Source organism: Mesorhizobium sp. Cs1299R1N1 (assembly GCF_037179655.1).
Taxonomy (GTDB): Bacteria; Pseudomonadota; Alphaproteobacteria; order Rhizobiales; family Rhizobiaceae; genus Mesorhizobium; species Mesorhizobium salmacidum.
The window spans coordinates 14,837-28,096 of record NZ_JAPYKR010000014.1 but is presented as its reverse complement, the minus strand read 5'-3'; the positions used below and the strand labels follow the sequence as shown (position 1 = coordinate 28,096).

The 13,260-nt window shown below is 64.9% G+C and carries 10 protein-coding genes; 6 read left to right on the top strand and 4 right to left on the bottom strand.

Features of this window, described 5'->3' with window-relative positions:
- Positions 1-63: 63 nt before the first annotated feature.
- The 3 genes from O7A70_RS26605 to O7A70_RS26595 all read right to left on the bottom strand — a co-directional run bounded on the left by O7A70_RS26605 (position 64) and on the right by O7A70_RS26595 (position 4,488).
- The gene (locus tag O7A70_RS26605; protein WP_337143025.1) at positions 64-1,239 is read right to left on the bottom strand and encodes an efflux RND transporter periplasmic adaptor subunit; all 1,176 of its coding nucleotides are present in this window, start codon (positions 1,237-1,239) and stop codon (positions 64-66) included.
- Positions 1,240-2,061: 822 nt separating this feature from the next.
- The gene (locus O7A70_RS26600; RefSeq protein WP_337143024.1) at positions 2,062-3,192 is read right to left on the bottom strand and encodes a patatin-like phospholipase family protein; all 1,131 of its coding nucleotides are present in this window, start codon (positions 3,190-3,192) and stop codon (positions 2,062-2,064) included.
- 207 nt (positions 3,193-3,399) lie between these two features.
- Positions 3,400-4,488: a citrate synthase/methylcitrate synthase gene (locus tag O7A70_RS26595; protein WP_337143023.1), complete on the bottom strand. Its 1,089-nt coding sequence runs from the start codon at positions 4,486-4,488 to the stop codon at positions 3,400-3,402.
- 92 nt (positions 4,489-4,580) lie between these two features.
- Between O7A70_RS26595 and O7A70_RS26590 the strand changes: the two genes are divergently transcribed.
- The gene (locus O7A70_RS26590) at positions 4,581-5,723 is read left to right on the top strand and encodes a citrate/2-methylcitrate synthase (RefSeq protein WP_337143022.1); all 1,143 of its coding nucleotides are present in this window, start codon (positions 4,581-4,583) and stop codon (positions 5,721-5,723) included.
- Between the two features lie 20 nt (positions 5,724-5,743).
- Here O7A70_RS26590 and phaR read toward each other — a convergent pair whose 3' ends face one another.
- A complete protein-coding gene (gene phaR, locus O7A70_RS26585) occupies positions 5,744-6,352 on the bottom strand; it encodes a polyhydroxyalkanoate synthesis repressor PhaR (protein WP_337143021.1) in 609 nt (202 codons plus the stop codon).
- A 296-nt stretch (positions 6,353-6,648) separates the two neighbouring features.
- On the opposite strand from phaR, the gene O7A70_RS26580 reads away from it, so the two are divergent.
- The 5 genes from O7A70_RS26580 (at position 6,649) to O7A70_RS26560 (ending at position 13,238) form a co-directional block, all read left to right on the top strand.
- Positions 6,649-7,827, top strand: a complete 1,179-nt coding sequence (locus O7A70_RS26580) for an acetyl-CoA C-acetyltransferase (protein ID WP_337143020.1) — start codon at positions 6,649-6,651, stop codon at positions 7,825-7,827.
- A 120-nt stretch (positions 7,828-7,947) separates the two neighbouring features.
- Complete coding sequence (gene phbB, locus O7A70_RS26575) at positions 7,948-8,673, top strand: acetoacetyl-CoA reductase (protein WP_027141832.1); 726 nt, start codon at positions 7,948-7,950, stop codon at positions 8,671-8,673.
- Between the two features lie 195 nt (positions 8,674-8,868).
- A complete protein-coding gene (locus tag O7A70_RS26570) occupies positions 8,869-9,105 on the top strand; it encodes a hypothetical protein (protein ID WP_337143019.1) in 237 nt (78 codons plus the stop codon).
- Between the two features lie 298 nt (positions 9,106-9,403).
- On the top strand, positions 9,404-12,841 hold the full coding sequence (locus O7A70_RS26565) for a helicase-related protein (protein WP_337143018.1): 3,438 nt from the start codon (positions 9,404-9,406) through the stop codon (positions 12,839-12,841).
- A gap of 10 nt (positions 12,842-12,851) precedes the next feature.
- The gene (locus tag O7A70_RS26560; RefSeq protein WP_127279399.1) at positions 12,852-13,238 is read left to right on the top strand and encodes an RNA-binding S4 domain-containing protein; all 387 of its coding nucleotides are present in this window, start codon (positions 12,852-12,854) and stop codon (positions 13,236-13,238) included.
- Positions 13,239-13,260: the final 22 nt, after the last annotated feature.

The following is a 13,260-nucleotide window of genomic DNA, read 5'->3' as shown; positions in this document are numbered from 1 at the left end:
TGCTTTCGGGAGAGGCGAACGGACATGCTGTCGCCGGGCAAGGCCCGGCGCCGGCGCCCCGCGCTACTGCGTCCCGGCGGTGGCTTCGCCGATCAGCTTGTTGATGGTCGCCTGGTCGGCCTCGACCGGCTTGACCTCATCGCCTTCCTTCACCAGTTCCTGGCCGGCGACGATGATGCGCGCGTCGGCCGGGATGCCGCCGAGCACGAGACCGGTCGGCGTATCGTCGACCAGGTCGATCGGGAAGAATGCCACCTTGTTGTCCTTGCCGACGGCGCGGATGCCGAGATCACCCTTGTCGCCGAGCGTCACCACCGAGCGCGGCAGCAGGACGGCGTCGGTCGGCAACGCGCTGAGCTGGATTTCCGCCGTCATGCCGGCCGGCACGGAGCCATCGGCATTGGGGATGGCGATCTCGACACGGAAGGTGCGGGTCGCCGACGACGCGTCACGGCTGATATAGCGCACGGTGCCTTCGACGGTCTGGCCGCTGACCAGCCGAACGCTGGCCTTGTCACCGATCTTGAGGTAGCCGAGGTCGCGCTCGCTGATCTCGCCGCGCGCGATCACCGGATCGAGCTTGAGGATGGTCGCTACCTCGCCGCCCTGCATGACGGAGCTGCCGAGTTCCACCGGCACCCGGTCGATGACGCCGTCAAACGGCGCCTTCACTTCGTTGCGGTCGAGCTCGGCCTGCGCGGTGTCCAGCTGGGATTGCGCTAGGGTCAGATTGGAGCGAGCAGTGTCGAGCTGCAGCTTGGGCAAATTGCCGGTCTTCATCAGCCGCAACGACGCGTCCAGCTCGGCTTGGCGCTGCGCGACGAGCTGCTTGGCATTGTCGACCATCGAGATCTTTTCCTCGGCGGCGAGCATCAGCACAAGGTCGCCGGTCTTGACGTGATCGCCTTGTTTGACCGGCAGCCTGTCGATGACGCCGGCGACGCGGGTTGCCAGCACCGCGCGCTTGTCGGCTTCGGTTAGCCCTGAAATGCGAATGGCGCGCGCATAGGTCTTGCGAGGCGGCGTCACCACCGCGACGGTGCGCAGCGGGGCCTTCGGTTCGGCTTCCGCCGTCTTCGGCTTGCTCGCGTCCGGCGCCTTGCCCTGCTCGACCTCGGCTGCCTTGGCCTTGTTGGCCGCTACACTGCCGACCGACGAGAACTCGCCTGTCGCCATCCACGCGGCGAAACCGATGAGCACAACAATGGCTGCAAGCTTGTGAAACCTGATTTTAGGCATCGTCATTTTTCCACTGCGGGTTCGGCCAGCACCGCGTCTTATGACGCGGGCGCGTCGCCGATATGGGTGCGCGCCTGACCGTGTTCAAATTGCCGTGATCGGCGAGCGCGCTTCTACATCAAAGTTGCATCGCAATATAGTCCGAAAGTTGCAGCAGCATTGCATAGCCGGACAAGGTGTGGCCGCCATGAAACCGTTCTTCGTGACTTGCCAGTCTACTTGACGAAGCGGCCCGCCGGCTCACGCAGGCCCTGAAACGCCGGCTACGGGACGACCAGCCCCGCTCGCCTTGGGCCGTCTCCGGAAAACAGTCGCGATCCGCATCACGTCGCTGATTGAAGCTCGGGCACAAACCGACGATCCGCGTCAGTGCGATCGGCGAGGGACAATGGCTGCGGCGCCACGATACTCAGCCAAAAGCCTGGAATTGCTCAGGAAAAGGCACGGCAGCCCCTTCGGATCAGGCTTGCCGATCCCAATGCACCGAAGTCAAACCAGATGCTGCAAATGCCAATGCGCCGACGCGATAACGTCCCGAATCGTCGTGCCCTGACACGTGCGATGTCGGCCGCGGCGCGAGGCAGGCGCGGGAACACCGGGTGTATCTGTCCCATTCGCAATTCTGTATCGAGCGCTGCATGTGAGCAGGTAACGAGCGCCCCGGGGCGGTGCCCCTGACCGTCAGTGGCAGCAGACGTCAGGATGATGAGGGCTCTTCCGCACGCCAAGGTTGCTGTCACGCCAACAACCGCGCTGAAGCTCCGCGGATGTTCGCCCGCGATTGCCGGCAAACGCTGCCCCTCGAAGCCTGTGCCGTCAGATTTAGGCCCGACGGCGCTCGGCCTCCGGGTTCTTGCGCACGGCGAGAAATTCCTTCACCCGACGGCCGGGTGCGGGACCGCGTACCGGCTTGAACCCATCGTCGAGTTCGCCCGAGAGATCGAGCGTAGCCCGCTTGCCGACCGCGTCGTAATTCTCTTCCAGCCAGTCGCTGGCGGCGGTGCGGCCGAGGTCGCGCAGATAGGTCAGGAAGGCCCATTCGGCATTGACCTTGGACGATGCCGACAAATCCTTGAACGCCTCGTCGGCATCGATGCGATGCATGCGGATGTCACGATATTCGCCATGCGGCAGGCGGCCGGCGGCGATCAGTTCCTTGACGAAGGCGATCGAGCGGAATTCGCGCAGCAGGCCGGCATTGAAGGTGATCTCGTCGATGCGGTTCTGGATCTCGTTGGCGCTTCTTGGTGTTCCCTCGCGCACCACCGGATTGATCTGCACCAGAAGCACGTCCTCGGTCGCCGCCGTCTTGAAGAACGGGTAGAGCGCCGGATTGCCGCCATAACCGCCGTCCCAATAGGGCACCCCCTTGATCTCGACGGCGCGGAACAGTTGCGGCAGGCAGGCCGACGCCATCACCGTGTCGAGGTCGATCTCGCCATCGGAAAACACCCGCAACTGCCCTGTCTCGACATTGGTGGCGGAGATGAACAGTTCCATCGACTTGCAGGCGCGAACATTCTTGAAGTCAATCTCCCGCGCGACCACGTCGCGCAGTGGATTGAGGCCGAGCGGGTTGGCGACATAGGGCGAAAACACCCGCGACATGGTGTCGAAGAACACATAGCCCGGCGTGTTCTCGATCGACCAGTTGCCCCAGGCGACATCCCACGGCATGCGCTGCACCGGGCTGAACCGGCCCTTTGCCGCCACCGCCTGCCAGAAATCGTCCAGCTTCCGCCTGGCGCCCTCAACCCCGCCACGCACGAAACCATCGGCCAATGCGACCGCGTTCATGGCGCCGGCGCTGGTGCCCGAAATCGCCGATATCTCCAGCCTGCCATCCTCCAGCAGCCGGTCGAGCACGCCCCAGGAAAAGGCCCCGTGCGAGCCGCCTCCCTGGAGGGCGATGTTGATCTTCTTCTTTTCCTCCGCCTTGCCGTTCTTCGTCATGGCGTTCCTGTCATCCTGATGCGCCGGCCTGCCCCACCGTCATTGGAGGGAAGCAGCTGTCGCCGGCCTATGGTGCAGTGCAGCATATAAGGGCGAGCCAAGGCAAGAACACGAACACGGTCGCCTGATCACATGAAATTTCGGTCATGCGAAAAGCCCCTCCGCTGCAATACGGAGAGGCCGTAATTTTCGAAACCGACAGAGAATCTAGGCGACGAGGCCCGGCACCGGCCCGACATAGCGGGACTGCGGACGGATCAGCCGTCCGGTCGTCTGCTGCTCGCGCGCGTGCGCGACCCAGCCGGCAACGCGCCCGGCGGCAAAGACATTGCTGAAGGCACCGGGCGGAAATCCCGCCGCTTCCAGCACCAGCGCGGTGTAGAATTCGACATTGGTCTGCAGCGAGCGCTTCGGCTTGGCGATCCGAAGCACGTCGAGCGCGGTTTGCTCGACGGTCTCGGCGAAAGCCAGCCGCCGGCCGGCATCGCCCTCGCCGCCAAGCTTGCGCACCACCGCTTTCAGCACATCGGCACGCGGATCGCGCACGCGGTAGATGCGATGGCCGAAGCCCATGATGCGCTCACCATGCGCGATCTTGTCGCGCAGCCAGCCGGCAGCGTCGCCATGCGCGGCGATGGCGTCGAGCATCTCGATGACCGGGCCGGGCGCGCCGCCATGCAGCGGCCCCTTGAGCGCGCCAAGGCCGGCCAGCACCGATGATGTCAGGCCCGCCAAGGTCGAAGCGACGACGCGGGTGGCGAAGGTCGAGGCATTGAGGCCATGGTCGCAGACGGTGACCAGATAGGTGTCGAGCGCCTTTGCCAATGCCGGCGACGGGACGGAACCCCTGAGCATCCCTAACATGTCGGCGGCATGGTCCGCCTTGCCGTCGGGTGCGATCGGCTGCTCGCCACGCTGCAGGCGCAGCAGGGCCGGCGTCAGCACCGCGGGCGCCGCGAGCAGCCGCAAGGCGTCCGTCAGCGTCTCGCCATCCGGCAGCAAGGCCATGCCGGCGCGCATGGCGCTGTAGATATCGAGCGGTGCCAGCAAGGGCAGCGAAGCCGCGAGCCGGTCGAACACCTCGACGCGAGCCTCACCCAAGCTTGCCGACAGTTCGGCGTCGCCAGGCAGATCGTCGAAGAACCCGTCCAGCAGCAGGCGTGCGACCTGGGCGTAACTCCATCGCCCTGCCAACTCCCCAAGCGAATGACCGCGGATCGTCAGGCGGCCACCCAGACCGTCCACGTCGGACAGCACGGTTTCGGCCGCCACCACGTCATCGAGCCCATTCGCCATAGCCTTGTCTCCTTGAAGCTTTTCCAGATGGGAGATAAGGCAGGGCAACATAGGCATCAATCTTGATCAATTGAATCAATATCAGGACCGATATGTCGGAATGGTTGTCGCGGGAAGAGGCGCTGGAAAGGCTTGGGGTGAGGCCGCAGACGCTCTATGCCTATGTCAGTCGCGGCCGCATCGGCATGCGCCCGGACCGGGACGACCCGCGCCGCAGCCAATACCGCGCCGACGACATCGCGGCGCTGGCAACGCGAAGGGCGCGCGGGCGCAGCCCTGCGGCCATTGCCGAAAGCGCGATCGCCTGGGGCGAGCCGTCGATCGTCACCGCGATCTCGACAGTCTGGCACGGCCACCTCATCTATCGGGGCCGGGACGCCGTTGCGCTGTCCGACCGTACCACGCTGGAAGAAACCGCCGGACTGCTCTGGGCTCTGCCCGGCCCGGTCAGTTTTGAAGCGCCGTCGCCAGATGCACCGCCCCAGATCGGTCGCGCCTCGGCCTTTGCGCAACTCGCCTTGCTAGCCGGCCAGGCGCGGCCTTCGCTTGGGCGAAGTGCTGCCTCGCTGTGCGCCGACGCCGCGCACGCGATCGGCGTTCTGGCCAGCGCCCTCGGTGCCATGGCGGGACCGGAACCGGTGCACCAGCGATTGGCACAGGGCTGGTCGGTGGGCGATGATGGCGCGGAAGCGATCCGTCGTGTCCTTGTCCTGCTCGCCGATCACGAACTCAACGCATCGACCTTCGCGGCCCGCGTCGCGGCCTCGACCGGAGCTTCGCCCGCCGCGTGTCTGCTGGCGGGCCTGGCGACACTGTCCGGTCCCCGCCACGGCGGCGCTGGCGAAGCGGTGATGCAACTCGCCGAAGACGCGGCGCGGCATGGCGCCGATGCCGCGATCCGGCGCTGGCTTGGCCACGACCGGCCACTGCCGGGATTCGGCCATCCGCTCTATCCCGAGGGCGATCCCCGGGCCGCAGCACTTCTGGCGGGCCTCGACAACACCGACGAGACGTTGCGGTCGCTGGAAGCCGCCGCCATTGCCGCGACCGGCGCTCAACCGAACATAGATTTTGCCCTGGCCGTGCTGACGCGCGGCCTTGGCTTGCCGCGCGATGCACCGTTCCACCTGTTCGCGCTTGGACGCAGCGTCGGCTGGGCCGCGCACATGGTCGAACAGATCGTGAGCGGCAGCATCATCCGGCCGCGCGGCCGCTATGAAGGATTGCTGCCATAAATGTCGTGAGCGCTATGCGCTTACGACATCGTGTCGAGCTTGCGCTGCATGGCCGCGATCTGGTCCTTCAGCTGTTGCAGATCGTCCGGCTTTTCCGGCGTTTCTTTCCTGGCCGGTTCGGCTGGAGCCGCGGCGGGCGCCGAGCCCAGAGGCGGAAATGGCGTGAACAGCCGCATCGCATTCTGGAACATTTCCATGTTGCGGCGCGTCTGTTCTTCCAGCGCCTTGATCGGTGTCGCCATCTTCATCACGTCCAGCGGCGACTTGCCGATGGCGCCCTTCATCTGCTCGCGGAACCGCTCCTGTTCCTTTGAGAAGGCGATCATCGACTGCTCGAGGAAGCTCGGCACGATCATCTGCATCTGGTCGCCGTAGAAGGCGATCAGCTGGCGCAGGAACGGGATCGGCAGCATGTTCTGCCCATCCTTGTTCTCCAGCTCGAAAATGATCTGGGTCAGCACCGGATGGGTGATGTCGTCACCGGTCTTGGCGTCCTGGACGGTGAATTCCTCGCCCTTCTTGACCATTTCGGCCAAATCCTCGAGCGTCACATAGGTGCTCGTCCCCGTATTATAGAGGCGGCGGTTGGCGTATTTCTTGATAATGATCGGGTCGTCTTTTGCGGCCATCTGCATCCTCCCCGGACACCGGCACGCCTGAGTAAGCAGCCGGTAACGATTGCGCCCTTTTTGAGGATATGCGCAAAAGCCTCACAATTCCAAGCAGTTTGTGCACTGCGGGATCATATAATGCTGCATGGCAGGCTAAATATGCTGCGCAGCAGCGGCTGGGCCACCGGGGCGGCGAGACTTGGCCTGCTTGCGGCGCATGGGCGTCATGCCGATTTCCGGTTTGACTTGGGGTTGGGAAAGGGCAAGAAAAGTCCTCAACGGCACAACAACACCCTTGAAGTCTGGAGAAGAAAATGTCCGCTTCCATCGTCATTGTCAGCGCCGCGCGCACGGCCGTAGGCTCCTTCAACGGTGCCTTCGCCGCCACGCCCGCGCATGAACTCGGCGCCGTCGTCGTCAAGGAACTTTTGGCGCGTGCTGGTGTCGAGGCGGGCGAGGTCGACGAGGTCATCCTCGGCCAGGTGCTGACCGCGGCGCAAGGCCAGAACCCGGCCCGCCAGGCCTCGATCCTGGCCGGCCTGCCCAAGGAGACCACCGCCTGGGGCCTCAACCAGGTTTGCGGTTCGGGCCTGCGCGCCATCGCGCTCGGCATGCAGCAGATCGCCACCGGTGACGCCAAGGTGATCATCGCCGGCGGCCAGGAATCGATGTCGCTGTCGCCGCACGCCGAGCACCTGCGCGCCGGCGTCAAGATGGGCGACTACAAGATGATCGACACCATGATCAAGGACGGGCTGTGGGACGCCTTCAACGGCTACCACATGGGCAACACCGCCGAGAACGTCGCCCGCCAGTTCCAGATCACCCGCGATGACCAGGACCAGTTCGCGCTAGCCTCGCAGAACAAGGCCGAGGCCGCGCAGAAGGCCGGCAAGTTCAAGGACGAGATCGTCGCCTTCACCATCAAGGGCAAGAAGGGTGACATGGTTGTCGATCAGGACGAGTACATCCGTCACGGCGCCACGATCGATGCCATGACCAAGCTGAAGCCGGCCTTCGACAAGGATGGCACCGTGACCGCGGCCAACGCTTCCGGCATCAATGACGGTGCCGCCGGCGCGCTGCTGATGAGCGAAGCGGAAGCCGCCAGGCGCGGCATCACCCCGCTGGCGCGGATAGCGTCCTGGGCAACCGCCGGCGTCGATCCGGCGATCATGGGCACCGGACCCATTCCCGCCTCGCGCAAGGCTTTGGAACGGGCCGGATGGTCGGCAGGGGATCTCGACCTTGTCGAGGCCAACGAGGCGTTCGCCGCGCAGGCCTGCGCCGTTAATAAGGACATGGGCTGGGATCCCGCGATCGTCAACGTCAATGGCGGCGCCATCGCCATCGGCCACCCGATCGGCGCCTCGGGCGCCCGCATCTTCAATACGCTGGTCTTCGAGATGCGCCGACGCGGCGCCAAGAAGGGACTGGCCACCCTGTGCATCGGCGGCGGCATGGGGGTCGCCATGTGCGTCGAAGCGATTTAACCTAGCCAATAACGAATAGGGAGGAGCGAATAGGGAAGAACGGCCTCAGCGCTGCGGGACATCAATCCCCATTCGCTATTGGCTGCTCCCCATTCGCCCCTCCGACCAAAGGGAGGACACATGACCAAAGTTGCAATCGTCACGGGTGGATCGCGCGGTATCGGCGCGGCGATCTCGATCGCTTTGAAAACTGCCGGCTATTCGGTTGCCGCGAATTATGCCGGCAACGACGACGCAGCGGCGAAGTTCAAGGCCGAGACCGGCATTCCGGTCTACAGATGGTCGGTCGCCGACTATGACGCTTGCGCCGCCGGCATCAAGCAGATCGAGGCCGACCTCGGCCCGGTCTCGGTGCTGGTCAACAACGCCGGCATCACCCGCGACGCCATGTTCCACAAGATCACGCGCGAGCAGTGGAAAGAGGTCATCGACACCAATCTGTCGGGCGTCTTCAACATGACGCATCCGCTGTGGAGCGGCATGCGCGACCGCAAGTTCGGCCGCGTCATCACCATCTCCTCGATCAACGGACAGAAGGGCCAGGCCGGCCAGGTCAATTACTCCGCCGCCAAGGCCGGCGACATCGGCTTCTCGAAGGCGTTGGCGCAGGAAGGCGCGCGCGCGGGCATCACCGTCAACGTCATCTGCCCGGGCTACATCGCCACCGAGATGGTCAAGGCGATAGACGAGAAAGTGCTCAACGAACGCATCATCCCGCAAATCCCGGTTGGCCGCCTCGGCGAACCGGAAGAGATCGCGCGCTGCGTCGTCTTCCTCGCTTCCGAAGACGCCGGCTTCATCACCGGCTCGACCCTCACCGCCAACGGTGGCCAGTACTTCGTCTGAGACGTCTTCTCACCTCAGCCAACGGCTGGGATCGACGCGTGTCCCCCAACAAGCGGACCGGGAAATCGGTCCGCTTTCAAATGACGCCTGAGGCCTCGGAAGGCTTCGCTTGCGCGATGCTCCAATCCGGCACGCAAAGGTTAATGGCGGCAGCGCGCCTGTGCGAAACCCTGTGCTCAAGCCTGTGGATTCTCGGTGGATAAGCTGTTCACAACACAAGATATTGGGGGAACAAAAGGAGAAAAAACCTCTGACGCTGATTTGTCGCCGATTCGTTCCGGCTTTGAGCGCAATGTTAACATTAATGGCCGCGATTGCCTGCTATTCCTTAATATCGAGTTCAGAAAGATTAACGATTTCAGAACCTTGAGCGGGGCATACCGATCCTCCCGCATCGTTCACAGGCAAAGATTAACGGCAACGCCCGCCTAGCATAAAACGGGCCAATCCGGCGATTCAGCATGTGGTGAGACTCGTGGTCACAAAATCCATATCTAGCCGTGAACAAAAGCTGAATCTGACGGAGTCACCGATTCGTCGCCGATTCGTTCCAGACTCGTTCCAACTGTTAAGCAGGGGCTGATTTGCGGGCTGACGCGGACGTCTTCGGAAACCGGTTGGAACATTCCGCTTTCGCTTCGCGCCCGAAATCCCTATGTGTCGGCTGTCATACGCGCCGTCCAGGCACGCTCCCGACCACGAGAGGCCAGAAAGCCTTATTTCCGAGCCGATGAACATCCAGCAGAAACACACCGAGCCGCTGATCCTGTCGGGCCGCGACGTGACCGCGGTGCTTGGCCCCACCAACACCGGCAAGACCCATCTCGCCATCGAGCGCATGGTGGCGCACGAAACCGGCGTCATCGGCTTGCCGCTGAGGCTGCTGGCCCGCGAGGTCTACACGCGCGTCTGCGAGAAGGTCGGCGCCCACAAGGTGGCGTTGATTACCGGCGAGGAGAAGATCCAGCCGCAAGGCGCCAAATATTCGGTCTGCACCGTCGAAGCCATGCCGCGCGAGACCGATGCCGCCTTCGTCGCCATCGACGAGGTGCAACTGGCCGGCGACCTCGAGCGCGGCCATATCTTCACCGACCGTATCCTGCATCTGCGCGGCCGCCAGGAAACGCTGCTGCTCGGCGCGGCCACGATGCACGGCATCCTCCAGCGGCTGCTGAAGGGCGTCTCGGTGGTGACGCGGCCGCGGCTGTCGCATCTGGCCTATGCCGGCTCCAAGAAACTGACCCGCCTGCCACGGCGTACCGCGATCGTCGCCTTCTCCGCCGACGAGGTCTACGCCATCGCCGAGCTGATCCGCCGCCAGCAGGGCGGTGCCGCCGTCGTGCTCGGGGCGCTGTCGCCCCGCACCCGCAATGCCCAGGTGGCGCTGTTCCAGTCGGGTGATGTCGACTACCTCATTGCCACCGACGCGATCGGCATGGGCCTCAACCTCGATCTCGACCATGTCGCCTTTGCCCAGAACCGCAAGTTCGACGGCTACCAGTACCGCAATCTGACGGCGGCCGAACTCGGCCAGATCGCCGGCCGCGCCGGCCGGCATCTGCGCGACGGCACGTTTGGCGTCACCGGCCAGGTCGATCCGCTCGACGAGGATCTGGTCCAGAAGATCGAGGGCCATGACTTCGACCCGGTGAAGGTGCTGCAATGGCGCACCGCGCAATTCGATTTCGCCAGCCTCGATGCGCTGAAGCGATCGATCGAAACCAACGCCCCGGTCGAGGGCCTGACACGTGCCCTGCCGGCCGTCGATGCACAAGCGCTCGAACATCTCTCCCGCGACGAAGACATCCGCGCGCTCGCAACCGATGCCAAACGTGTGGCGCTGCTGTGGGAAGCCTGCGCGCTGCCGGACTATCGCAAGATTGCGCCGGCCCAGCATGCCGATCTCATCGCCTCGATCTACATGGATCTCGCCCGCCATGGCCATGTCAACGAGAATTACATGGCCGAGCAGGTGCGCCGCGCCGACACCACCGAGGGTGATATCGATACACTGTCGCACCGCATCGCCCAGATCCGCACCTGGACATTCGTGTCGAACCGGCCCGGCTGGCTGGCCGATCAGGCACACTGGCGGGAAAAGACGCGCGAAATCGAAGACAGATTGTCGGATGCGCTGCATGAGCGGTTGACGAAACGCTTCGTAGACCGCAGGACTTCCGTCCTCATGCGGCGCCTTAGAGAAAATACCATGCCTGAAGCCGAAATCAGCCCTACCGGAACCGTCCTTGTCGAAGGCCATCATGTCGGCGAGTTGCAAGGGTTCCGTTTCACCGCCGACCAGACCGCCGGCGGCGAGGACGCCAAGGCCGTGCGCACGGCCGCGCAAAAGGCGCTGGCCGCCGAATTCGAGGCACGCGCGGAGCGCTTCGGCGCCTGCGCCAATGGCGATCTCGCGCTCGGTTCGGACGGCACGCTGCGCTGGATCGGCGCGCCGATCGGCACGCTGGTTTCGGGCGAGGACGCGCTGAAGCCGCGTCTGGTGCTGCTGGCAGACGAACAGCTGACCGGCCCGGCGCGCGACAAGGTCGCCGCGCGCGCCGAACGTTTCGTCAATTTCCAGATCGAGTCGCTGCTCAAGCCGCTGGTCGACTTGAAGAATGCCGAGCAGATTTCCGGCATCGGCCGCGGCATCGCCTTCCAGCTGGTCGAGAATTTCGGCCTCATCAATCGCCGCGACATCGCCGAGGAGATGAAGTCGCTCGACCAGGAAGGTCGCGCGGCACTTCGCCGGCTCGGCGTGCGCTTCGGTGCCTACCACGTCTTCGTGCCGGCTATGATCAAGCCGGCACCCGCCGGACTGGTGACCTTGCTGTGGGCGCTGAAGAACGACGGCAAGGACAAGCCTGGCTTCGGCGACGTCGTCCATGCGCTGGCGTCGGGCCGCACCTCGGTGGTCATCGATCCGGCCTTCGACAAGGCGTTCTACAAGCTTGCCGGCTACCGCAATCTCGGCCGCCGCGCCGTACGCATCGATATTCTCGAGCGGCTGGCCGACCTGATCCGCCCGGCGACCAACTGGAAGCCCGGCCTCGGCCAACGACCGGACGGCGCCTATGACGGCCAGTCCTTCATGGTGACGCCGCCGATGATGTCGATCCTCGGCGCCACCGCCGACGACATGGAAGAGATCCTCAAGGGCCTAGGCTATCGCGCCGAGCCGAAACCGGCTGCTGAAGTCAAGGCCCGGCTGGAAGCGCAGGACACTGCCGCGCGGGAAGCCGCCGCAGCCAAGCAGGCAGCCGACGAGGCAGCCCGCGCGGAACAAGCCAAGGCGGCGGAAGAGGCGGCAGTGGAAGCCGCAGTAACGGAAGCCGGCGCTGTAGATGCGGCCGTGGAGGCAGCGGCCGAGGGTTCGGCAACGGCAGCCGCCGAGGCCGCCATCGAAACTCCGGCCGAGGTCATCGCGGAAACGGCAGCAGAGCCTGTCGCGCAAGCACAGGCGGAAGCCACGGCTGAAGTTGCCGGTGAAGAGGCGCAAGTAGCCGAAGCCGCCGTTGAACCGGTCGAGCCGGCGCCGGTTGAACCGCAGGCCGAACCTGAAACCGCCGAGATTGAAGCCGCGCCCACAGAAGAGAACGCCGCAGCGGCGGAGCCGACCGTCGAGGCCTCCGCGCCGACGGAAGCCACCGAACCAGTGGCGGTTGCGGAAGCTGCCGGCGAACACGCGCCGGAAGCCGAAGCGCCAAAGCCGATCCTGTTGTGGCGCCAAGGTCGCTTTGACCAGCGCCCGCGCCATCGCGACGGCCGCAACAACCGCCCGCAGAACGGACAGGCGCGCGGCCGAGGCAATGCGACGGCCGATGCCGCCGGCGCACCGGCAACAGGCGCGCCCGCGGACCGTCCCGCCCATGAAGGGCGCCGCGACGGCGCCGGCAAGCCACGCTTCGACCGCTCGAAGTTCAAGCCCAAGCCGCAAGGCGAAGGCGCTGAGCGTCGCGACGGCCGCCCGCAAGGCGAGCGTCCCGAGCGCCGCGAAGGCCGCCCCGACTGGAAGGGTGGCAGGCCGGAAGGCAACGGGCCCGATCGCGGCAAGGGGGGCGGAAAGCCCGCCTTCCAGCCCAAGCCGCGCGAGGAGCGCCCGGTGCGCTTCGACCCGGATTCCCCATTCGCCAAGCTCGCAGCCTTACGCGACCAATTAAAGAAGTAGGCTCGCTTCGATGGTTGCTGAAGGCCGCCAGCGCATCGACAAATGGCTGTTCTTCTCGCGCGCGGTGAAATCGCGCTCGCTGGCGGCCAAATTGGTTGTAGCCGGCCGCGTGCGCATCAATCGCGACAAAGCAGCGCAGGCTTCCGATCTGGTCAAGCCAGGCGATGTGCTGACCATCACGCTCGACCGGCGTATCTTCGTCTGGAAGGTGCTCGGCGCTGGTGTTCGGCGCGGCCCGGCCGAGGAAGCCCGCACTCTTTATGAAGACATGTCGCCGCCGCCCGCACCCAAGGCCGACGCCCTTCCCGATGCTATCCCGGCGCTGCGCGAGGCAGGCAGCGGCCGCCCGACCAAAAAAGAGCGCCGCCAGACCGACCGATTGCTCGACGAAGATTGAGCCTTGCCGACCAGACGCGGGG

What these genes read in the sequence shown, in the direction of transcription:
- O7A70_RS26590 (WP_337143022.1), top strand. Translation starts at nt 4,581, where the DNA reads ATGTCGGAATGGTTGTCGCGGGAAGAGGCGCTGGAAAGGCTTGGGGTG.
- phaR (WP_337143021.1), bottom strand. Translation starts at nt 6,352, where the DNA reads ATGGCCGCAAAAGACGACCCGATCATTATCAAGAAATACGCCAACCGC.
- O7A70_RS26565 (WP_337143018.1), top strand. Translation starts at nt 9,404, where the DNA reads ATGAACATCCAGCAGAAACACACCGAGCCGCTGATCCTGTCGGGCCGC.
- phbB (WP_027141832.1), top strand. Translation starts at nt 7,948, where the DNA reads ATGACCAAAGTTGCAATCGTCACGGGTGGATCGCGCGGTATCGGCGCG.
- O7A70_RS26580 (WP_337143020.1), top strand. Translation starts at nt 6,649, where the DNA reads ATGTCCGCTTCCATCGTCATTGTCAGCGCCGCGCGCACGGCCGTAGGC.
- O7A70_RS26600 (WP_337143024.1), bottom strand. Translation starts at nt 3,192, where the DNA reads ATGACGAAGAACGGCAAGGCGGAGGAAAAGAAGAAGATCAACATCGCC.
- O7A70_RS26560 (WP_127279399.1), top strand. Translation starts at nt 12,852, where the DNA reads ATGGTTGCTGAAGGCCGCCAGCGCATCGACAAATGGCTGTTCTTCTCG.
- O7A70_RS26605 (WP_337143025.1), bottom strand. Translation starts at nt 1,239, where the DNA reads ATGCCTAAAATCAGGTTTCACAAGCTTGCAGCCATTGTTGTGCTCATC.
- O7A70_RS26595 (WP_337143023.1), bottom strand. Translation starts at nt 4,488, where the DNA reads ATGGCGAATGGGCTCGATGACGTGGTGGCGGCCGAAACCGTGCTGTCC.